The sequence below is a fragment of the Bradyrhizobium sp. BLXBL-01 genome (assembly GCF_051853025.1).
GTDB lineage: Bacteria > Pseudomonadota > Alphaproteobacteria > Rhizobiales > Xanthobacteraceae > Bradyrhizobium.
In genome coordinates, this window is record NZ_CP182471.1 from 2,104,101 (window position 1) to 2,126,716 (window position 22,616).

Genomic DNA, 22,616 nt, shown 5'->3' on the forward strand with positions numbered 1-22,616 from the left:
AAATCCAATCCGCTGGCAGTTGATCGAGAATCGTCGATGCTGCTGCTCGATGTTTGATTTGTGCAAACTGATCGTTGGGACGGTAACCGATCTGCTGCGGTCGCGCAAAGCTCAAGGCGGAGATTTGCTGTTGAGGCAACAAATCAATGTGCTGCGGCGTGCTTATCCCAAGAGACTTCGATTTGCGTCGATTGACCGGCTGATATTGGGAGGTATCTGCCGGCTGTTCCCCAAGATGTATGATGCTCTTGCAATCGTCCGACCCGATACCGTCATCCGTTGGCATCGCGCCGGTTTCAGATCGTATTGGCGCTGGAAATCCCGGCATAGCTGCGGCCGCCCGACTGTTCTGTTGGAAGTTCGCCGACTGATCCGAGAGATGAGCATCGTCAATCCATTGTGGGGATCACCCAGGAGGCAGCTCGATCTGTCGATAGTATGGCGGTTGAGTTCTCCGAGCGTGCCCTGGAAGGGATGGCAAAGACGTTGCGGCGATAGTGACGGTTTCACGGCGCGCAGTCAGCGAATGCAATTGCCGACTGCACTCAGTGCATCGCTACTCTACTCACATCATTATCGAAAACTGCAATTGGCGACCGCAGTCTCTATCCTGCTGCCCGACCCGATTTCCCTGCAACTGCTTACGTGATGCTTGCGCGGGAGACCAGATTCGCAAATTGCTCCACAAGTCGGAATAGTCAGTTTCGCACAGTGTGCTACCCAAAATTGTACCCAACGTAAAATGCTACAGTCTGAAGGCTCATCGGCCTTCATCGAACCTCGCCTTTCGGGCGCCATCCGACTGGATCTGCGATCCAGCGGTTGATGTCGGATTCATGCCAGCCGGTCCCGTTGGTGCTGATTTTGAGCTGAGCCGGGAACGTGCCCTCGGCGATCTTGCGGTAGATGGTAGACCGGGACAGCCCGGTCGTCTCCCTCCGGTGGGGGCCGCCTTGTCGGGTTAAGACGAGTGCTGTGTAACAGCGCTTATGGACAGCAATAAGTTCAGTGCTCAAATTGAACGGTTTGAGGTTGTCGAGACTGGCCGTCGCCGTCGCTGGACCGATGATGAGAAACTCAGGATCGTTCTGGAGAGTTTGCAGACACCGCGTGCGGTCTCGTCGATAGCATGACGATACGGCATCTCGCGCTCGCTGCTGTTGACTTGGCGCCGACTGTTTGGGACTCGCACGAGCGATATTGAACGCCCTCAGCCAGCCTTTGTGCCAGCGATGTTGATGCCGGAGGAACCGCCGGCGCCGCCAGTAGCTTCAGTGGGGTTAGCGAGTGGACGCATGGAAATTGTCGTCGGCAAGACCTGTCGCGTGATCGTGGACGCCGGCGTTGATATGACCGCATTGTCCCGCGTGCTGGATCTGCTGGAGCGGCGATGATCCCGATCGCGGCAGGGGCGAGGATCTGGATCGCAACCGGTCACACCGACATGCGCAAAGGCATGCAGGGTCTGGCATTGCTGGTGCAGGAGGGCTTGGGGCGAGATCCTTTTGCCGGCGACATCTTTGTGTTCCGTGGTCGTGCTGGCACCCTGATCAAAGCCCTTTGGCACGACGGGGTGGGGCTGTCGCTTTATGCCAAGCGATTGGACCGTGGCCGCTTCATCTGGCCAGCGACGGTGGATGGGGTGGTGTCGCTGACGGCAGCTCAGATGGGCTACTTGCTGGAGGCGATCGACTGGCGCAACCCGCAACACAGCTGGCGGCCGCAGAGCGCAGGATAGGTTGCGCAATAGTCCCGTGAGATTGCAAAAAGCGCGCGCCAAGTCGCGGCTTTTGTGATTCCATCGGTGCATGGGTGACGGTCCCGAGAAGCTGCCGGAACATATTGAGGCGCTGCAGGTGGCGTTGCTGGCGACCCGCGCCGAACTCGCCAGCGTTCGCGCCCAGCAGTCTGACGACCATGCGCTGATCGCTCACCTGAAGCTGCAGATCGAAAAGCTGAATCGGGATCGTTATGGCCCTCGCTCGGAGCGTACCGCGAGGCTGCTGGATCAACTCGAACTGACGCTGGAGGAGCTCGAGGCCTCAGCGACTGAGGACGAACTCGCTGCCGAAATGGCCGCGGCCAGGACGACGAAAGTGGCCTCGTTCACGCGCAAGAGGCCGTCGCGCCAACCGTTCCCGGACCATCTGCCTCGCGAGCGGGTGCTCGTGCCGGGACCTGTGACGTGCGCCTGCTGCGGCGGCTCGCGATTGTCCAAGCTCGGCGAGGACATCACCGAGACGCTGGAGGTGATCCCGAAATCCTGGAAGGTGATCCAGCACGTCCGGGAGAAGTTCAGCTGCCGTGATTGCGAGAAGATCAGCCAAGCCCCGGCGCCCTTCCACGTCATCCCCCGTGGTTGGGCCGGCCCCAGCTTGCTGGCGATGGTGCTGTTCGAGAAGTTCGGCCAGCACCAGCCGCTGAACCGGCAGGCCGAACGCTATGCCAAGGAAGGCGTGCCAATCAGCCTGTCGACCCTCGCCGACCAGGTTGGTGGCTGCACAGTTGCGCTGACGCCCTTGTTCCGGCGCCTCGAGGCCCATGTGCTGAGTGCCGAGCGATTGCACGGGGACGACACGACGGTGCCGGTCCTGGCCAAAGGCAAGACCGACACCGGCCGCATCTGGGTCTATGTCCGCGACGACAAGACTTTTGGCGGGCAGGCCCCGCCGGCAGCAGTGCTTTATTACTCGCGCGATCGCGCCGGCGAGCATCCCCAGGCCCATTTGGCCGGCTATAGCGGCATCTTCCAGGCCGATGCCTATGGCGGCTATGGCAAACTTTACGAGGTGGGCCGCAACGCAGGTCCGATCCTGGAAGCGGCGTGTTGGGTCCATGCCCGCCGGCCGTTCTTCGTGATGGCTGATCTGGCGGAGAATGCGCGCCGCAAGGTGCAAGGCAAAAAGCCAGCGGTGATCTCGCCGCTGGCGCTGGAAGCAGTCCGCCGGATCGATGCCTTGTTCGAGATCGAGCGCGGCATCAACGGCGAGACGCCCGAGCGGCGCCGGGCCGTCCGCCAGGAGCGCAGCGTCCCGCTGGTCGCTGATCTGAAGGTCTGGATGCGTGTACAACGCGCCAAGCTCTCCCGGCGCAACGATGTTGCCAAGGCGATGGACTACATGCTCAAGCGCTGGGATGCGTTTACCCGCTTCCTCGACGATGGTAACGCCGCCGAACGAGCCCTGCGCGGTATCGCCCTCGGGCGGAAGTCTTGGCTGTTCTGTGGCTCCGACCGCGGCGGCGACCGTGCCGCGATGATGTACAGCCTGATCGTCACAGCCAAAATGAACGACGTGGATCCACAAGCCTGGCTCGCCGACGTCCTGGCACGCATCGCTGCACATCCGGTCCAACGGCTCGACGAACTTCTGCCCTGGAATTGGCGCGACCGAAATAAGCACGTCAACCAAGCAGCCTGAGTGACCGCTACGCGGCCCTCACCGGATGCTTACGCCCGGTCCTGGCGAGGACAGTTTTCAAACGGATGATACGGTCTGGTTCGCGCATGGCCGCGCTGCTTCCTGCTGGCTGTTTCTGACTGGCCGATCCAGACAGGAAAAGCCGTTGCGGGCGCGCAAGAGAGTTTTTGGCGTCGCCGCACTGCGGCGTAGAGCCGGCGGAAAATAGGATGGATCAAATTCCGATGCTCCGGCCTCGTCCAAGATCGATGCCGTGGGCGAAGGCCAATTCCTGGCCGAGCCGGCGGCCTGATTCGAACGCGATGCCGAGATCTTTCTTGCGGTTGGCGAGGATGGATTCCAGTTGCGGATCACGTTCGAGGCTTTTGGTCATATCGCCCATCGCCGAGCGCGTGGCCTTGTAACCGGATATGTCACCCGCCTGATACTGGCGCAAACTGGCCTGATCGAGCTTCTGCCAGCGCTCCACGAAGCGCTCGGCGCGCCGGCTCGGATCGGTGCGGAGTTCAGTTTCGAGCTGGAGCGCCCGGATAGCACGGGTGACCTGGCCGCCAGCCGCCTCGCGGACCAATTCCGGGTCCTTCTTGTAGGCGGCTTCGGCGTCGTGCGAGCCATAAGGCCGCACCTCCTCGAAGACCTGGCGGGCCTCTTGTAGTTCTTTGACCTGCTCGGGACTTGCCTCGCCGCCCATCTCGTGCGCCTCGAAGATCGCATCCACGGTACGGACATGGCGCACGAGCGCTCGGGTGCGCACGCGACGCAATTCCTTTTCCGCCTCTTCAGCCACCTTCCTTTCCGGCACTTCAGTTTCGCGCCGCTCGGCTCCCGTACCGCTCGTTTCCCTTTCCGGCGTTTCCCCCTCCGGCCTCCGTCCGCCATCCGCGCCGGGCACATCTGAAGGAGAACGAAGGCCATCGAACATGTCGCGCAGCTTTTCCGGCACGACCTTGCGCACGATTTCGGCCACGCGCTCGCGGAAGGTGATCCCACGCCGCTCGGCGTAGCTCTGTACCGGATCGGCACGGTCGTAGTCAGAGGCCATATCCTTTGCGCGGTCGCGCGACAGGGTGCGGATAAGCCGGTCCTGATTGGCAAAATCGTCGCGGCCATAATGCAGGTCCACGCCGTCGCGGTGCCGCGACAGGGCAACATAGCTGCTGTGGGCGTCCATCCCGGGCGTCGCCAGCACATGGGCACGGTCTACCGTCATGCCCTGAGCCTTGTGGATGGTCGCGGCATAGCCATGGTCGATCCGGTTAAAGTCTTTGAGGTCGAAGCGCACGGATCGACCGTCGTCGGTGCGCACGGCCATGCTTTGCGCGCTAAGCTGCTCGACGGTCCCGAGCGTACCGTTCTTCACGCCAAGCCCTCGTTCGTTTTGCAGGAATATGACGCGGTCTCCGCTGGCGAAGCTGCGCCCACCGCGCTCGACCACTACACGCACCTCATCGCCCAGATGACCGCCGGCCCGCATCCGCTCGCGCGCTGCCTCGTTGAGTGCGCGGACTTCATCGTTGGTGTGGGTGAGGATGATCCGGCTCTTGTCGGGCGACGCCTGACGGTCCCGGTCCCAGCCCTCAATCAGATCGCCCCGCGCCTGCTCGCGGGTCTGGGTCTCATGCACCATGCCGTGGGAGCGGTAAGCTCCAAGCGCATTGTCGGTTTTGCTGTTGGCGAGATCGCGCGTGGCGTCGCGCTGCCAGTCTTCCCGCTGGCGGCGCACGTCGCCGATTTCCGCCCCGCCGTGACGCTCGTAGATCGACCGGAAGGCCGCGCCCGCCTCGATGGCTTGCAACTGCTGTGGATCGCCGACCAGCACCACCTTTGCGCCGGCCTCAGTGCATGGGACAGCACGCGTTCCAGCTGTCGGGTACCGACCACGCCCGCCTCGTCGATCACTAGCACATCGCGCGACGTGAGCAGGTCGCGGCCCTGTCCCCAGCCATGCTCCATGCTCGCGATGGTGCGCGACGCAATGCCCGATCCACTTTCGAGGTTTTCCGCCGCGATGCCGGATAGCGCCACGCCCCGGACCTCGTAGCCCGCCGCTTCCCAGGCTTCTCGCGCCACCGCCAGCATCGTGCTTTTTCCCGTGCCGGCATGGCCGACCACAATGCCCAAATCGCGCCCATCCGTGACATGCGCCAGCGCATCGGCCTGCTCGCCCGACAGGACAAGACCGCGCCGTTCAGCAAGCGCCAGCACCGCTTCGCGATCCTCGTCACGCACCTCGTGGCGCTCCCGTTCTGCCATCAGTTCGGCCGCACGACGCAGACGCTGTTCGGTCTCGATCATTTCGCGGGTAGTGAAGCGATCCTCGCCGCGAGCGTCCTTGCCGAGTTCGACCAGATTTGACGCGCCGCGCATCGCGCCCATGACCTCGTTGAACTGCTCGATGCCATCGCTGTGCCGGTGCGCAAACTTCGCCATGTCGCGCTGCGTGAAGGTCGATTGTTGCTGAGTGATCGAGTCCAGTGCGGCGGAAGGATCGGCAATGAGCCTTTCGCCATTGTTCCGCGCGATCTCGCGGTGCATCTCGCCGCGGTCGGCCTCGATCCCTTCGCCTTCGATACGTTGCGCCGGCGCGCCGATCTGGCTTTGCGGCTCCAGCGTAATGCCCTGTGCTTCAAGGCTGCGGTGATCGATGCGCGCGTCGATGTCGAGTTCGGCCAGGCGCTCATTGGTTATCTCCGCCAATCGTTCGCGCCAGCGCTCCACCATCTCAGTGCGGTTCCACTCCCGCACTTTTTGGCCAAAGCCGTTCTCGTCCACCGCTCGCATGGTCAGCATGACATGGGCGTGGGGCTTGGGCATGCCGTGCTCGGTCATGTCCCAATGCACATTGAGATCGGCGATCATGCCCCGATCGACGAATTCACCGCGAACGAAGTCGCGGGCCAGTTCGATGCCCTGTGCCTCACTCATCTCGCGCGGAATGGCGAATTCGACCTCACGGGCAAGCTGGGCGTCCTTGCGGATTTCGAACGCCGCCGCATCGTTCCAAAGCCGTTCACGATCGCTCCACGCTTCCGGCGCGTTGTCAGGCAGCATCACCTCGGAATGGACGACGCCGCGCTTTCCGGAAAAATCGTGACTACGCTCAAGGCGCTCGTCACGCAGCCGCGAGCCCGCGCGGTAGGCGGCAGAGGCCACCGCGCTTGAACCAGACTTGCGGCTAATGACCTTGACGTGAAGATGATAGATCGCCATTGCGATCAGATCAGTCGCACGGCAGAGCGCACGTCGGAACGACGTATAAGCGCGCCCTCCCTCGAAAAAGTCTCGGGAGGGACTACCGCGTCCCATGCCGTCCTGACGAGCTTACAGCATTGTGCGGAGTGCTCGGCTATCATTTCTCCATCAACGCTTATGGAGACGATGATGCGCAAACCGCGGGACTTTGATGCTGAGCTGAAGGCACTTGGTGACAAGGCTCGCAACCTCAAGAGCCGTAAGGTGCAGCAGCTCGGTGAACTGGTCGTTGCCACCGGGGCAGACAGCCTCAGCGCGGATGAACTGGCGGGTGCGCTGATCGTACTTGTCGAGACAAAAGAGGCCGGAAAGAGGGAGGCTTGGGCCAGTCGCGGAGCCACGTTCTTTCAAAGCCGGTCGCGGCGAAATGCACCAACAACTGAGCGCAACACGGACGGCGCTCCTGCGCAACCGAGTGGCGCGCAACCGGCATCAGGCCGCAAGGGCGCGGCATGACATGCGCACCTGGCAGGTCGAGCGCCGCAAGCGCACGCGGCATCTCATTGAACTCGGCGGCCTCGTCGTCAAGGCCGGCATCGTGGACCTGACCGGCGACGACCGCACCACGATCCTCGGCGCGCTAATCTGGATCGCCGAGAAACTAAGGGGCGATCAGCGCGAACAGACCCGAGCGATCTGGGCCGCAAAAGGAAAGCAGGCGTTCGACATGGAAACTGAACCTCGGGCCGGCTTATCGCGAGCTAAGTGACGGGACGGCACGTCGCTCCGCGCGCTGGTACGCCTGACCCGGTCTGGACCACCGCCCACAATCGCGCTTTACGTTTCGCGCGAACTCGCAACACTACAGCGGCCCGTTGGTCCGCTCCGCCCGAGCGTAGGAGGGCGCCGCAGTTGCACGCGCATTGTACGTGACAACCGAGTCCCCCGAGGGGTGCCGTAGTGCACCGCCTAGGGAACGCAAGTCGAGAGCAGAATGTCGGCCCCGGAAAGTACCTCTTGCGCGATCCTACGCCAGGCCGACGGCGAAAGCTCTACGCGCTGTGTAAAGTTTGCGATCTTGTGATGCCAACTGCTCGACGTTCGATATCGGGGCCTGCTGGCCAGAAAAGGAAGGCTACAGGCGGCTGCGATCGAGACGCTTGCCTACTCGGTGCCTTCCGACGTGCACGACGATCTCCATAGAGTGAAATATGGGGGCAAGCGGCTGGTTGACGCCAGCAAGGTCCTGGCGATGCTCGATGGCGACAAGGACGCTCGTCGTCAGGTAGACGAGGCTGTTCTGTTGCGAAAAGCGGCAAGTTGGCGATACGAGCGGGAATGGCGTTTGATCGGGCAGCGCGGGCTACGAGACTCCCCGCTGGAGCTCGAAGAGGTGATCTTCGGAATGCGCTGCAAGGAAGCTGTGAAATACGCGGTCATCACCGCCCTGGATGACAGGAGACGACCTGTCCGCTTCTATGAAATGCACGAAATACACGGCACCTTCAATTTGAAAAAATTCCCACTCGACGACGGAGAAATGAGAGCTTTTTTTCCAAGGCGGTCTCGCGACATCCACGAAGCGTTCCAATCCGTCGCTGCCTCAGATGTGGAAGGGAAATCACCATGATGGGGGGCGTTGCGGGATTCGCTGGTCGAGGCCCGTCAGCACGCAGGAGCGTATGACTTCACCAACGCGCAATGCGTTAATCGACGGCCGGGTGGGTTGCCGTCTCCCTGCGGGATCGGGCTGTCGGCTGACGCTGAAACCCCAGCTTCGCCGGGTTTTCACCCTTCGGGCGTCCATCCCTGACGGAAGTCGCGGAGAGCGGAGACTCGCCAGCGCCAGCGATCCCCGGTGGAGGAGAGGTAGAGTGGGGCGGTTTTTTCATGACGGGTTAAGGGCCGGAGGAGAGTCTTCCGGCGACCGTCATGGAGATTGCGCCTATGAATATGCAGATTCTTGATGCCCGCCGCGACGCCCGTGGCGGTTACAGAGTGGATGTAGGTCGCGGCGAACGCGTGGGTCGCGTATCCTCCGAGTGGTTCTCCCGTCCGGCAGATGAGCGCTATCTGTCACTTAATGAACTAGCCCGGTCGGTGCGCGATCGAGCAGACAGAAGCCGGACGCGCGTGGTCGAAAGCGCACTCATCCATGTGGAGGCGAACCGCGCTGATCCCGAACGTTTGACCCTGATGCTGCCCGGCTCGGACAAGCCGGCCACGCCCACTCACTGGAGCTTCGGTCAGCTTGCAAGCCAGGTTGGCGCTCCGGCCACTTATCTGCGTCAGCTTCCTGCGGCACTCGCTGGCATCAATCTACAATATGGCCTGACCGCCAGTCGCGCCGAGCAAATCAAAACGCTGGAGACCGACGACGGCCGCGTTGAGCTTCGCGCCGTCACCAGTCCAGACTATGGCCGGATCTTTGACCATGAGCTGGTTGAGGCCGTGCAACGCATTGCCGGCAATGGTACAGGCGATACGCGATGGAAGGTACCGGGCGTGCTCGACTGGTCGACTAGTGTCTACAATCCTAACGTCAATATCACCCAGGATACGACGACACTCTACGCCTCAGATCGCGATGTCTTCCTGTTCCTGGTCGACGACCTCAACCCCATCGAGGCCGGCCGGCTGCCGGACGGCTCGCCGGACCTCTATTTCCGAGGCTTTTACTGCTGGAATTCCGAGGTAGGAGCGAAGACGCTCGGCATGGCGAGCTTCTATCTCCGCGCCGTCTGCCAGAACCGGAATCTCTGGGGCGTCGAGGAGTTCGAAGAGATCATCATCCGCCACTCCAAACACGCCGCCTCACGCTTTGCCCACGAGGCGGCGCCAGCCCTGGTCAGCTTTGCCAATTCATCAGCGATGCCCTTCATCAACGGCATCAGGGCGGCGCGAGAAAAGATCGTTGCACGCACCGACGATGACCGCAACGAGTTCCTGCGCAAGCGCGGCTTCTCGAGGGGCGAGACAGCGAAGATCATCGAAAGGGTTCTGTCGGAGGAGGGGCGCAAGCCCGAGAGCGTGTTCGATTTCGTACAAGGCATCACGGCGGTTGCGCGGGGCAAGACCCATCAGGACGCGCGACTCGATATGGAAACGCGCGCGAAGAAACTGCTCGACTGCGTAGCCTGATACCCGGACTGCCGGACATACGGAACGGCGTTTCTCCGGCTTCGTGCCTTTCCGTCTTTCCTGATCGTCGGTTTGCAGCGCTGCCCTGGAGAGGAAGAGGGCCGCGCTGCGCTTCGTGACGGGTTGGAGGTCCAGAGAGAGTCTTTGGGCCGCCCGTCGCGGAGTATCACCCATGGTATCTGCCGTTCAGAAGATCACCCTGTCGTCCTCGCGCGACATTCCCTTTAACAAGCTGGTGCTCAGCCAGTCGAACGTCCGGCGTGTGAAGGCCGGGGTGTCCATAGAGGAGCTGGCTGAGGACATCGCTCGTCGTACCTTGCTCCAAAGCCTCAACGTCCGGCCGGTCCTCGACACCGAAGGCGCCGAGACCGGCATGTTCGAGATTCCGGCCGGCGGCCGCCGCTATCGGGCGCTGGAGCTGTTGGTGAAGCAGAAGCGTCTGGCCAAGACCGCGCCGGTGCCTTGCGTAGTGCGCGATCCCGCGACCACCATTCTCGCCGAGGACGATTCGCTCGCCGAGAATATCCAGCGCGCGCCGCTGCACCCGCTCGACCAATTCCGCGCCTTTCAAACTCTGCGCGAGAGGGGTAAGAGCGAGGAGGACATCGCCGCTGCCTTCTTCACCTCGGTCAACATCGTGAAGCAGCGCCTGCGGCTCGCCTCGGTCTCGCCCGCGCTGCTCGAGGTCTATGCCGACGACGGCATGTCGCTCGAGCAGTTAATGGCTTTCACCGTCACCGCGGATCAGGGCCGCCAGGAGCAGGTCTGGCAGGCCATCTCCGGCTCTTGGCAGAAGGAGCCCTATCAGATACGCCGCATGCTGACGGAGAAGACGGTGCGCGCCTCCGACCGGCGGGCCGTGTTTGTCGGCCTCGACGCCTACGAGGCGGCCGGCGGCGCGGTATTGCGCGACTTGTTCCAGTCCGACGACGGCGGTTGGCTCGAGGACGTCCCTCTGCTCGACCGTCTGGTCACCGAGAAGCTGACAGCAGAGGCGAAAACGATCGCCGCCGAAGGTTGGAAGTGGATCGAGGTCGCGATCGACTTTCCTTACGGCCATACGCGCGGCTTGCGCGAGCTGGATGGCGTATCCGCCGATCTCACCGCCGAAGAGCAAGCAACCATCGAGGCGCTCGAGGCCGAATATGCCAGGCTCGAAGCCGAGCATGACGGCGCGGATGAGCTTCCAGATGACGTTGACCAGCGACTTGGCGAAATTGAGACGGCTCTCGGCGCCTTCAACGATCGACCCGTCATCTATCAGCCGGCCGACATCGCCCGCGCGGGCGTGTTCGTCGGCATTGACGCCGAGGGCAAGCTCTTGGTTCATCGCGGCTACGTCCGGCCCGTGGACGAAGTGCCGCCCGTGACCGAACCGGAGCAGGGCAGGGGCGGCGAACCCGGTGCCGCGGCCCTGGACGGCGCCGAACCATCAGCGCCCGTTGTCCAGCGCGCCGTCATCACCATCGGCGGGCAGGTCGCGGAGCCCGACGAGGAGGATGACGATGCGGTGAAGCCGCTGCCCGACCGTCTTCTGACCGAGCTCACGGCGGAGCGGACGCTGGCGCTGCGCGACAAGCTGGCGATCACGCCTTCGGTCGCTTTCCAATCGGTGCTGCACAAATTCTGCCTCGACGTGTTCTCCCGCTATTCCTCCTATGGAACGAAAATGGAGATCTCCTTGCGCAGCGCCAGCTTCCCGGTGCAGGCGCAAGGGCTGAAGGATACGCCGGCTGCCAAGGCCGTCGACGCGCGCCACAAGACCTGGGAGCAGCGCCTGCCGAAAGACAAGGCCGATCTCTGGGACTGGCTCACCGGGCTGACGGGCGACGAGCAGGCCGCGCTCTTTGCGCACTGCGCCTCATTCGGCGTTAACGCGCTCTACGAGAAGGGCGACCGCTACGGCGGCGGCGCCACCCCGCACGCCGTCGAGCAACGGATCGCGGATGCCGATCGCATCGCCCTCGCCGTCGACCTCGACATGGTGGCGTCCGGTTGGCGCCCGACGGTCGAGAACTATCTCGGCCGGGTCCCGAAGCGCCGCATCCTGGAGGCGGTGCGCGAGGGTGCCGGCGAGCGAGCCACTCAACTTATCGACCATCTGAAAAAGGGCGACATGGCCAAGGAGGCCGAACGGCTCCTGGCCGAGAGCGGCTGGCTGCCCGAGCCCCTGCGAATGGCCGATGCCGACCAGGCGGCGGCCGTCGACGCCGCGGAGCCCGAGCTCGGTGATGAAGCGCTGCCGGAATTCCTCGCCGGCGACGACGGGGAAACACCGGCCGATCAAGCGGAGGAGTCGCACATGATTGCTGCCGAGTAGAAGCACTGGCTGGGGCGACGAGGTTCGCCCCAGCCTATTTTTATGCGCTGCGAGCCACTCGTGGCTGCACCCGCAAGCCGTCGATCCAGATCGCGATCCGGCCGGCGGCCACGAGGCCGGAGGTTTCCGCCACGAAGCGCCGTACCGCCCCAGTGCTGCTGACTTCGAAGCGATGTCGATAGCCGTGGGCTACGGCGCGATCGGTGAAGCCTTTCAAAGCAGCAAACCCTGCCGCTTCCTGGATCTCGAACTGAACCCTCCACCGCGTGCGCCGCGGCCGAACATCATCGAGCACTTCGACGCTGATACGGTGCTTGCTCCTGCTGCGAACGGTGACCGGTTCGATCTTCTTGGTGGGAAACCTCAAGATTAGAGCCATCAAATCCTCCTTGATCGTGTGAAGCGGTTCGATGGTCTTGTCGGGGCTCGTGAACCGCATGCCGAGACCCGCCCCGCGTAAAAGCGAGGGCAGGTCAGCGGCAGCCTGTTGACCAGGCCGTTCAGCTCTTGAGGCTCGCACCACAAGCGGTTCTTGCTGCGCGAACGCACAGCGACCCTGACGCAGCAGAGATAAGTTCCTGCCCGCAACGTTTCAAGACGTCGGGGGCACAGAGTGAGAGTGCGGCCGGAACGGGTTTGAGCCGGTCCGGTCTGAGAGAGAGCGCCGCCGGCTCGCTCCTTCTCGCTCTCCTTAAGGCTCCCCCTCATGAACCATCTATTCCCGACCGCGGCCGACGAGGCCGCCCCGATCTCGCCTGTGCGCACTTCCCAGGGCGCCAGCGTTATCATCGCTGCGGCTGAGCAGCTTCTCTCTCATCTTGAGCATGGTCGACGTATCGATGCCGCAATCCTGCGCGCTGCGATGGAGGTGGCCTTCGGCGCATCCGATGCGACGGGCGCATGGGATTGGAAGACGGCCTATGACGCTTGTGAGGTCACTACCGTCCTGTTCCTGCGCAAATACGGAAAGGCGCTCTTCCGCAAAGCCGCTTCTCCGGCTTCACGACTTTCCGCCTTAGACAAGATCGAGGGGCTTCTGCCTACCCACACGCGCCGCTCTGCCGAGAATGAGACTTTCCAGCAATTCTCGACTCCGATTCCGCTCGGCCTGGCTGCGCTGACCGCGGCCGCCATTACGCCGGCGGATCGCGTGCTGGAGCCGTCCGCAGGCACAGGGCTGCTCGCCATCCTCGCCGAGATCGCCGGCGGCGTGCTCGTGCTGAACGAACTGGCCGAGAGCCGGGCCACGTTGCTCTCTTCCCTCTTTCCGGCCAGCTCCGTCACGCGCTTCGTCGCAGCCCAGATCGACGATCACCTCGGACCCGCCGTCGTCCCGAGCGTCGTGCTGATGAACCCGCCGTTCTCGGCGATGGCGAACGTCTCCGGCCGCATGGCCGACACGGCGTACCGTCACATCGCCTCGGCCCTGGCGCGTCTCGCCGATGGCGGCCGGCTGGTCACGATATCAGGCGCAAGCTTCTCACCCGAGGCCTCAGCCTGGCGCGATGCTTTCGCCCGTTTGCAGGAACGAGGCCGCGTGGTGTTCACCGCCGCCATCGCCGGCGCAGTTTATGCCAAGCACGGCACCACGATCGAAACGCGCCTCACCGTCATCGACAAGACGCCGGCCGATGACCCGAACGCATTTCCGGAGTCGCCGGGTGTGGCGTCCGATGTCGCGACGCTGCTCCGTTGGATTGGCGAACACGTTCCACCCCGCCTGAGCGTCGCGTCAACCGCCGCACTTCCCATGTCAGCATCGCCGGCGCCTCGCACCGTCCGCGGCTATCTCGCGAGGACCGCCCTAAAGTCGGTCAACGCGTCGGTCGCCGATCCCGAGGCCGTCGACCTTGCCTACCAGTCATTCGATTGGACGCCGCCCGAGGGCGCGCGCCTCAGCGACGCCATCTACGAGGAATACCGTCTCCAATCCATCCGGATCCCCGGCGCGCAGGCGCACCCGACCAAGCTGGTGCAGTCGGCCGCGATGGCCTCGGTCGCACCGCCGAGGCCGAGCTACAGGCCCCGGCTGCCGGCCAACCTCGTCAGCGACAGCATTCTCTCCGACGCCCAGCTTGAGACGGTCATCTATGCCGGCGAGGCGCATGGTGACTATCTCGCCGGCGCCTGGACGGTTGACGAGACCTTCGACCTTGTCACGGCCGCCCGCGATGATGCGCCGAACGCCGTTCGCTTCCGTCGAGGTTTCATGCTCGGCGACGGGACCGGTGCCGGCAAGGGTCGCCAGTCCGCCGGCATTATCCTGGACAACTGGCTGCAGGGTCGGCGCAAGGCGGTCTGGATCTCGAAGTCCGACAAGCTGCTCGAGGACGCGCAGCGCGACTGGTCCGCGCTCGGCATGGAGCGTCTGCTGGTCACGCCGCTCTCGCGCTTCCCTCAAGGGCGCGACATCCCCTTGGCCGAAGGTATCCTATTTTTAACCTACGCTACGCTGCGGTCCGACGACCGCGGCGAGAAGCTTTCGCGCGTCCGGCAGATTGTTCAATGGTTGGGCTCCGACTTCGACGGCGTCATCATCTTTGACGAGAGCCATGCCATGCAGAATGCCGGTGGGGGCAAGGGCGAGCGGGGCGATGTCGCACCCTCGCAGCAGGGTCGTACGGGCTTGCGCCTGCAGCATGCGCTGCCAAATGCCCGCGTCGTCTATGTTTCGGCGACCGGCGCCACCACCGTCCACAATCTCGCCTACGCCCAGCGGCTTGGCTTGTGGGGCGGCGAGGATTTTCCGTTCGCCACCCGCGCAGAATTCGTGGAGGCGATCGAGGAGGGCGGCGTCGCGGCGATGGAGGTGCTCTCCCGCGATCTGCGCTCGCTCGGCCTCTACACCGCCCGCTCGCTTTCCTACGACGGCGTTGAATACGAGCTCGTCGAACACCAGCTCACCGACGAGCAGCGGCGCATCTACGACGCCTATGCCGGCGCCTTCAGGGTCATCCATAATCACCTTGATGCGGCAATGCAGGCCGCCAACATCACCGGCGAGACCGGCACGCTCAATCGCCAGGCGAAGTCGGCCGCGCGCTCGGCCTTCGAGTCCGCCAAGCAGCGCTTCTTCGGCCATCTGCTCACCAGCATGAAGACGCTGACCCTGGTCCGCTCCATCGAGCGAGACCTCGCCGACGGCCATGCCGCCGTGATCCAGATCGTGTCAACGGGCGAGGCGCTGATGGAACGGCGGCTCGCCGAAATTCCACCTGAGGAATGGAATGACGTGCGCGTGGACATCACGCCGCGCGAGTACGTCCTGGATTACCTCGCCCATTCCTTCCCGGTGCAGCTCTATGAGCCCTTCACCGACGCCGAGGGCAATCTCTCGTCCCGGCCCGTCTTCCGCGACGGCCAGCCGGTCGAGAGCCGCGAGGCCGTCGCCCGCCGCAATGAGTTGATCGAGCGACTCGCTTCGCTCCCGCCCGTTCCCGGCGCGCTCGACCAGATCGTGCAGCGTTTTGGCACGGACCTCGTGGCGGAAGTAACCGGACGTTCGCGGCGCGTGGTGCGCAGGGGTGACCGCCTTGCCGTCGAGAACCGTGCCGCCTCCGCCAATCTCGCCGAGACCGCCGCCTTTATGGATGATCTGAAGCGCGTGCTTGTCTTCTCGGAGGCTGGTGGCACCGGCCGCAGTTACCATGCCGAACTCTCGGCGCGGAATCGCCGGCTTCGGGTCCATTATTTGCTCGAGCCCGGCTGGAAGGCCGATGCCGCGATTCAGGGTCTGGGTCGAACGAACCGTACCAACCAGGCGCAGCCGCCGCTGTTCCGCCCCATTGCGACCGACGTGAAGGCGGAGAAGCGCTTCCTCTCGACCATCGCGCGCCGGCTCGACACGCTGGGTGCCATCACGCGCGGCCAGCGCCAGACCGGCGGCCAGGGCCTGTTCCGGCCGGAGGACAATCTTGAGAGCCACTACGCTCGCGATGCGCTGCGCCAGCTCTATTTGCTGCTCGCGCGCGGCAAGGTCGAAGGCTGCTCGCTCCAGATCTTCGAAGACGCCACGGGCCTGAAGCTCATGGACGCGAACGGCATCAAAGACGAGCTGCCGCCGATCACGACGTTCCTGAACCGGCTGCTCGCGCTCACCATCGATCTGCAAGGTGTGCTGTTCGCGGCCTTCGAGCAATTGCTGAACGCCAAGGTCGAGGGCGCTATTGCCAGCGGCGTCTACGACGTCGGCCTGGAGACTCTGCAGGCCGAGAGCTTCATCGTCACCGATCGGCGCCCGATCTACACGCACCCTACCACCGGCGCGGAAACCCGGCTGCTCACGATCACAGAACGCCGGCGCAATCGCCCTATGACACTTGATCAAGCCCTCGATTATCTCGCCGATACTCGGGCGGTGCTGCTGCTCAATGAGCGCTCGGGGCGCGCCGCGGTGCAGATCCCGGCGCCGAGCCTCATGCTCGATGACGGCGAGATCGAACGTCGCGTGCGGCTGATCCGTCCCATGGAGCACCATCACGCTTCGATGAAGATGATGGACGAAAGCCACTGGCAGCCGGCGGATCGCGAGCCATTCGCCGTGGCATGGAACGGCGAAGTCGTCGACGTCCCCGAGTTCGCCGAGAGTACTCTCCACATCGTTGCCGGCTTGCTGTTGCCGATTTGGAAGCGACTTCCGAACGAGTCGACCCGCGTCTATCGTCTCCAGACCGACGAAGGCGAGCGCATCATCGGTCGCAGAGTCTCGCCAGCCTGGGCGGCGAACGCTTGCGCGACGGGCACCAGCAGCCTGACCCCGGACGAAGCTTTCTCGGCGCTGATGGAGGGGCGCACCGTCCTCGACCTCGCCGAGGACCTGCAGCTTCGTCGCGTCCGCGTGATGGGCGGCCATCGCATCGAGCTGTCCGGCTTCACCGATGCGATGCGTGACCGGCTGCGCGCCTACGTCCTCTTCAGCGAGATCATCTCGTGGAAGCTGCGCATGTTCGTGCCATCAGATGCGACGGGTGCCGCGGTGTTGGCAAAGGTGCTCGACCACTATCCGGTCGCGCGCGTCAGTGAGCGGGAGGCCGCCTGATGGCCCGCCACAACGCCTCCGAACTGGCCCGCCGTCTCGCGCGTGACGCCGAGGCGGTGTGCCGCCATTACCTGTCCAACGGGCGGCGCCAGGGCCGCTACTGGATAGTCGGCGACGTTCGCAATACGCCCGGCCGGTCGATGTTCGTCCGGCTCAGCGGACCGGAATCAGGTGCTGGCGCCGCCGGGCATTGGCGAGATGCCGCCTCGGCCGAACATGGCGATCTCCTCGACGTTATCCGCGAGAGCTGCGGCTTTACCAATTTTCGTGATGTCGCCAATGAGGCGCGACGCTTTCTGAGCCTGCCGCGTCCAGAACCGGAGCCAGAGACAAATCACCACAGATCGAGAAAATCGCCCGTGCCCCTCGGATCAACAGAGGCGGCGCGGCGACTCTTCGGCATGTCGCAGCCGATCGCTGGCACACTCGTAGAGGCGTATCTCCGCAATCGCGGCATTACTGCTTTGCACGAAACAGGAAGCCTGCGTTTTCACCCACGTTGCTACTACCGGCCCGATGACCACAGCGCGACCGAGACTTGGCCGGCGATGATCGCAGCCGTCACCGATCTGAACGGCCACCTGACCGGCGCGCATCGCACCTGGCTTGACCCCGACGGCTTCAGCGAGACGACGCTCGGCAAGGCGCGGATCGACACGCCGAAACGGGCGATGGGCGACCTGCTTGGTCACGCCGTTCGATTTGGCGTCGCTGGCGAAGTCATGGCGGCCGGCGAGGGCATCGAGACGATGCTGTCGCTCCGCAGCGTCCTACCGACCATGCCGATGGTCGCAGCCCTCTCGGCGGCGCATCTCTCCGCCATCCTTCTCCCGGACACGCTGCGCCGGCTCTACATCGCCCGCGACGACGATCCTGCAGGTAGCGGCGCCATGGCGACCTTGATCGATCGGGCGCAGGAGGCCGGGATCGAGGCGATCGTGATCTCGCCACGGCTTGGCGACTTCAACGAGGATCTTCGCCTGCTCGGATTTGACGCCCTTCGGGCCGCGAGCCGCGTGCAGATCGCGGCGCAGGACGTCGCGCGCTTTATGGAGCTGGCGGCATAGCCGGAAGGGGGCGAGGGGTGACGCGGCCGCTTCGTTATCGCGAGGCCGGTGATCGTGCTTCCCCTCAGCGCCGGAGAGGACCGCCCCACGGCCTTCTGAGAGGGCGATCGGGCGGCAAGCGCCCCGGGCTGGCAACCTCGTGGGCCGACTATTTTCCGTCGGCGGCAGGGCCGCCTTTACATCGCGAGGCAAAATGGTCGGCTCCCTTCGGTCCTCCGCTCCGCTTCGGCCCTTCGCTTCGCTGCGGGTGCAAGTCCGTTCCGCCTGCCGCCTTCGTCGCCATGAAGGCCGCGATGGGCGCGGTCGATCCGGCGAGGAAAGCCGCAATGACCACCGACCACGACAACGACTTCGAGCCACACCACAACTCATCCCCAACCGATCACGTCCTCCAGGAACTCCAGCTCTACGGCTACCGTCCCTTCCACGATGAGCCCGATCCGCGGCCGCTTCCCGAAGCACAGATCCTTTCCGGCAGCATCTCCGCTATCTTCGACGCTCTCGTGGTGGCGCTGTCTGACACCCGCCTCGAACCTGACCTCGAGGACCTGCTCTGGTCGACGGTGAACCTCTTCCATCGTGCCATCGACAGGATCGAGCGCGAGCTCGACGACAACGAGCTGGCGCAGCAGCGGTCGCAGCGGGAGCAGGACGGCAGCGAGATCAAATCCGTCGAGCTGGAGCGACTGACGGCAGAGGGGCAGACCCAGATCGAGCGACGCAACGCCTTCGAGCTGATGCGAGACCAGGCCGCCGATGAGTTCGAGCGCCATACCCACTCCGCCTGGCGGCCGCGCAACGGATCGAAGGTCAACCACCGCAATCTGACCGCCGCGATGATCGATAGCCGCGATTTCTTGGCCGCGAAGAAGCGCGCCGACAATCAGGTGCTCATGCCGCCCGGCCCGAAAGTCGCGCTGACTGGTGGTTTCGACTTCAACGATCATCGTTTGATCTGGGCCAAGCTTGACCAGGTGCACGCCAAGCATGCCGACATGGTGCTGCTGCACGGCGGATCACCCAAGGGCGCCGAGTTGATCGCCGCCAAGTGGGCCGACAACCGCAAGGTCCCGCAGATCGCCTTCAAGCCCGACTACAAACGAAAGCCGCGTGCGCACCGAGGTCGGCTTCCTCCTCCATCAGCGAACCAACTCGATGAATTGGCGAGGACCGTACGACCAGTTTTTGCCTGCCGCCGCTGCCGACGCTGTTCTCGGCTTCAGCGAACATTGCAGCCAGATCGTCACCAACTTCAGAAGCAAACTCTAGGTCGATAGGAACGGTTCGATCGAAAACGGTCAGCTTCTTGGCGTCAACTAAATCTTTTACCGTCCTTGCATCCACGATCCTGCTAGGTTGATGGAACTGTACGCGCTGCTTCTCTTCGAATAGCCATCCAAGCGTGCCGTGTGGAATTATGATTGTATCAAAAAACTCAAAGGCACCTTTAAGGGAGCCGAGCAATTCAAGTGTCAATAGAGCGGTCGGGTCGAATGCTGCCGTTTTCGCGGTTGAATGAAAGAAACGGCGAGCGCCGCTATATGCATAGACAGGCGAACGTCTGCGGGCGTCTTGTGTATCCGAATTGGCAATTGCGGGCATCAACATCATTTCGAACAAAGTTCGATTCAAAAGATGCCCGGCGCCAAACATCGGAAGGTCACCTGCGCGGAGTTGTTCCCAAGTTCGCGTCTCCCACTGCTGCCACTCGGGATGTCGTTCTACTATGTCCTTCAACGACATCCGCTGAACGGGTCCGTCGTCGCCCGATAGAGCTGCGGCATTCTCAAGCCAGCGCGTTGTTTGCTCGTCCTCTCTCCCTGCGCCAATTGCTGCGCCGTAACACCCAATCAGGATTCGCGGGTCGCCATTTGATCGATCTGCGGCTTCGTCAATCAACTGACGTGCTCGGCCAGAGCCCAAATGATGCGCCAGTTGGCCTGCACGCAACAATTCGTCCGCGGTGCGCTCACTCCGCCGCTCCCACTCTTGCTCAACGAACGCGCCTAGCGACGTCCAATCTCCAGAAGCGATCGCGAGATTCACTAAGAGGACGCGATCATCATGCTCATCGCGTTTTGCGCGAAGTGTCATCACAGCGTCACGACAAGTCCGAACGTCGCCTGTCTGGTAGAGGGACCACGCTCTGATCGCTTCAAGGTAATCAGATTGGGCCAACAAGTCAGGGTGTTGATTCAGTAGCTGGAGTACGCCATCGTAGTTCTTTGTTTCGAACAGCGCATGGGCCAGCGACTTACAAGCCGACAACTCATGCGTTCGGTTGAAGAACTCGCGGCCGTAGATGACCATTCGCGACCAATCACTCTGCTCTTCGAGCCGATGAACCAGATTAGCGAGATCAGCCAGGGAGTTAGACGCTTTGAACTCGGCTTCTCTGGCCTCGATTGGATTTGCGCCCTTAGCTTCAGCGAGAATACGTTTCAGTCGGCCTCTCAGCGTCTCCACATCATTGCTGCTTGGAAGCTCATATATCCGTTCTTCCGCAAGGTCTGTCTGCCCGGATTGGATGAGCATCTGTATCTCGACAGACGATATGTAGATAGGATTCAGATGCTTTATTAGCTTCGCTTTGTGCTCAGCTATATAAGCCGCAACTTCCCGGGCAGAGCTTTTCGTTAACGCTAAGCTGAATCTCGCTAGGGCGACTTCAGGTGAGCCTCCATCGGAAAGCGTATCTTGCCGACCGAGTTCACTTTCAACGGCCTGAAGATCGAGTTTAAGGCCAAATTGTAGCGCCATCGGCAAGCGGCGAAGAGAATGTTGCGGATTGCGCATACTCATCTGCAGTTCTGCGAGCGCAGCCGTTCGAGAAGATGGGTCGCGCAACTTCAGCCATAGTGCACGGTCGCTTGCATCATTGCTCGCCCAAGTACATCCAAGAGCCGAGGCAAGTGCGGCCCCGCGTTCATAGAGGACACACGCCTTGCGACGCTCTTCCAAAGCGGATGCATCATCGGCTAGAGGGATTGGGTCTGCATCGAATGGTAGGTGCGATCGAATGAAGGATCTAAGTTCGACGGGTGCGGCTTGGACTAGATGAGCGTCGGCCGCCTCAAAGGCGAGTGCCGGCGTCTGTTCAAGGTCGGCATCCTGCAACTCATTCGCTGTCGATAGGGCTTCCGGCCACATCTCGCTGTCGAGCTGCTTCTTAAGCAGAAAGAATTTTCCGTCCGAAGAGATGTTGCTCGTTGATAGGCCCGCTCTGTAAAACCAGTCTAGCGCATCGGGTTTGTCCTTCGCGTTGATAACAACAACGAATGACGCAGCGCGAGCATCGTTCGAATTGATAAGAGACAGCTTGCGAAGCGCTTCCGACGCGCGGTCGTTATAGGAATCGAGCAGAGCTTCGGCAATCAAAACGGCTTCGGTGCGCTTGATGTGGCGGGCCGCATCCAGAGCTCGGTTCGCCTCCTGTTTGTCAGGTTTGGCGAGCAGCACGCGAGCACACCAAGCAAGCGCGTCAGCCTTTATTTCAGCCGAAGTTGCTGCAAGCGGGCCGTCCATTAGGCTTTGAGCCAGATCGGTAGCTTGCTCTAGGTGAGACGAACGTTCGAAGAATCGAATTCGACGCACTCGCGCAGCCCGCTTATTAGTTTCAGCATCTACGAGGAAGCTGGGGACGGCGGCTGTGAGAGGACCCATCCCGTGGTTTGACAATCGCTCCTCGATGCGAGCGAGGGCGGTCGAACTGTTGGCGGCGTCTTCTGCGATCCCCTGAAGAACGTTAACGTCCGCGATCACAGTTTTGTGGCTACGGACCGGTTTCCTCAGCTGGTCCCGGACATGGACATACACATCCGACGCCCTCGATGGAGGAGCGGCAATATCGAAATGGTCTGCATCAACTGGTATTGGCGCGGACGGAAGCCCCACGTCAGCACTATCCGGTTTGACAATCATACCGAACCAGCGAACGGGCCGCGTCTCGACGAGACTTTGAGTATCGATGCCAGTTCGCGAGGCGTAACCCCGATAGAACTGATTTAGATCGCGCAAATCTGGATCGTTTCGTTCAAGTCCGCGTGCGGCGTTAGATGGTCGCGCCAATAGCCGAAGGCGTCCCGCCCACGTCGCGAGGTCCGCGCCCCGATGCGGTGTCCCCAAGAAAGTTACCCTGCTGATGCGCCTCAGTAGGTCCGCGACCGCCGGTTCGGACGGCGCACGCTCATTGGCCGTACGCAGCATCTGTTCAAAGACCAAACCGCCGAAGCTATGCGCCACGACCGCAACATCGCCGCTTCTAAGCCGCTCCTCGGCAAGGAGACGTGCGAGAACGTTGTTTGCTCGGTCAACTCGAGCCATTGAATGGCCGCGCCACAGCGTCGGAGAAGCATCGTATCCGACCACCCAAATGGCTAGATTCTGGACGTCTTCGGCTAGCCAGAGGGGCCAAGGCTCTGGTGGCTCTCCGGACATCC

The 22,616-nt window shown here is 62.7% G+C and carries 13 protein-coding genes and 2 pseudogenes; 11 read left to right on the top strand and 4 right to left on the bottom strand.

What is annotated here, in order from left to right; all coding sequences use genetic code 11:
* Positions 1 to 49 precede the first annotated feature (49 nt).
* A complete protein-coding gene (locus ACNJYA_RS09655; RefSeq protein WP_439402658.1) occupies positions 50 to 649 on the top strand; it encodes a hypothetical protein in 600 nt (199 codons plus the stop codon).
* Between the two features lie 121 nt (positions 650 to 770).
* Here ACNJYA_RS09655 and ACNJYA_RS09660 read toward each other — a convergent pair whose 3' ends face one another.
* On the bottom strand, positions 771 to 923 hold the full coding sequence (locus ACNJYA_RS09660; protein ID WP_439403414.1) for a helix-turn-helix transcriptional regulator: 153 nt from the start codon (positions 921 to 923) through the stop codon (positions 771 to 773).
* 467 nt (positions 924 to 1,390) lie between these two features.
* On the opposite strand from ACNJYA_RS09660, the gene tnpB reads away from it, so the two are divergent.
* Both tnpB and tnpC read left to right on the top strand, forming a co-directional pair.
* A complete protein-coding gene (gene tnpB, locus ACNJYA_RS09665) occupies positions 1,391 to 1,738 on the top strand; it encodes an IS66 family insertion sequence element accessory protein TnpB (protein ID WP_065726658.1) in 348 nt (115 codons plus the stop codon).
* A gap of 70 nt (positions 1,739 to 1,808) precedes the next feature.
* The gene (gene tnpC / locus ACNJYA_RS09670; RefSeq protein ID WP_439402659.1) at positions 1,809 to 3,419 is read left to right on the top strand and encodes an IS66 family transposase; all 1,611 of its coding nucleotides are present in this window, start codon (positions 1,809 to 1,811) and stop codon (positions 3,417 to 3,419) included.
* Between the two features lie 214 nt (positions 3,420 to 3,633).
* Here the strand turns inward: tnpC and traA are convergent.
* Positions 3,634 to 6,629: pseudogene (gene traA, locus ACNJYA_RS09675) on the bottom strand (Ti-type conjugative transfer relaxase TraA).
* A 171-nt stretch (positions 6,630 to 6,800) separates the two neighbouring features.
* On the opposite strand from traA, the gene ACNJYA_RS09680 reads away from it, so the two are divergent.
* From ACNJYA_RS09680 to ACNJYA_RS09700, 5 genes are all read left to right on the top strand, one after another.
* Positions 6,801 to 7,127, top strand: a complete 327-nt coding sequence (locus tag ACNJYA_RS09680; RefSeq protein WP_439403415.1) for a conjugal transfer protein TraD — start codon at positions 6,801 to 6,803, stop codon at positions 7,125 to 7,127.
* Position 7,128: 1 nt separating this feature from the next.
* Positions 7,129 to 7,380: a conjugal transfer protein TraD gene (locus ACNJYA_RS09685; protein ID WP_439402660.1), complete on the top strand. Its 252-nt coding sequence runs from the start codon at positions 7,129 to 7,131 to the stop codon at positions 7,378 to 7,380.
* A 414-nt stretch (positions 7,381 to 7,794) separates the two neighbouring features.
* Positions 7,795 to 8,241, top strand: coding sequence for a hypothetical protein (locus ACNJYA_RS09690; protein WP_439402661.1), 447 nt, complete (start codon positions 7,795 to 7,797; stop codon positions 8,239 to 8,241).
* Positions 8,242 to 8,558: 317 nt separating this feature from the next.
* A complete protein-coding gene (locus ACNJYA_RS09695) occupies positions 8,559 to 9,752 on the top strand; it encodes a DUF932 domain-containing protein (protein ID WP_439402662.1) in 1,194 nt (397 codons plus the stop codon).
* Positions 9,753 to 9,924: 172 nt separating this feature from the next.
* Positions 9,925 to 12,072: a ParB N-terminal domain-containing protein gene (locus ACNJYA_RS09700; RefSeq protein WP_439402663.1), complete on the top strand. Its 2,148-nt coding sequence runs from the start codon at positions 9,925 to 9,927 to the stop codon at positions 12,070 to 12,072.
* 40 nt (positions 12,073 to 12,112) lie between these two features.
* On the opposite strand, the gene ACNJYA_RS09705 is transcribed toward ACNJYA_RS09700, so the two are convergent.
* The gene (locus tag ACNJYA_RS09705) at positions 12,113 to 12,511 is read right to left on the bottom strand and encodes a hypothetical protein (protein ID WP_439402664.1); all 399 of its coding nucleotides are present in this window, start codon (positions 12,509 to 12,511) and stop codon (positions 12,113 to 12,115) included.
* Positions 12,512 to 12,778: 267 nt separating this feature from the next.
* Between ACNJYA_RS09705 and ACNJYA_RS09710 the strand changes: the two genes are divergently transcribed.
* The 3 genes from ACNJYA_RS09710 to ACNJYA_RS09720 all read left to right on the top strand — a co-directional run bounded on the left by ACNJYA_RS09710 (position 12,779) and on the right by ACNJYA_RS09720 (position 19,454).
* Positions 12,779 to 17,110 carry a strawberry notch-like NTP hydrolase domain-containing protein gene (locus ACNJYA_RS09710; RefSeq protein WP_439402665.1) on the top strand — a complete coding sequence of 1,444 codons (4,332 nt, stop codon included), beginning with the start codon at positions 12,779 to 12,781 and terminating at the stop codon, positions 17,108 to 17,110.
* Positions 17,110 to 18,177, top strand: a complete 1,068-nt coding sequence (locus tag ACNJYA_RS09715; protein ID WP_439402666.1) for a DUF7146 domain-containing protein — start codon at positions 17,110 to 17,112, stop codon at positions 18,175 to 18,177. The genes ACNJYA_RS09710 and ACNJYA_RS09715 overlap by 1 nt, the downstream gene beginning before the upstream one ends.
* A 326-nt stretch (positions 18,178 to 18,503) precedes the next feature.
* Positions 18,504 to 19,454, top strand: coding sequence for a DUF2493 domain-containing protein (locus ACNJYA_RS09720; protein ID WP_439402667.1), 951 nt, complete (start codon positions 18,504 to 18,506; stop codon positions 19,452 to 19,454).
* A 310-nt stretch (positions 19,455 to 19,764) separates the two neighbouring features.
* Here the strand turns inward: ACNJYA_RS09720 and ACNJYA_RS09725 are convergent.
* Positions 19,765 to 22,614 (bottom strand): annotated as a pseudogene (locus ACNJYA_RS09725) (HTH domain-containing protein); the annotation flags it as partial.
* Between the last annotated feature and the right edge of the window lie 2 nt (positions 22,615 to 22,616).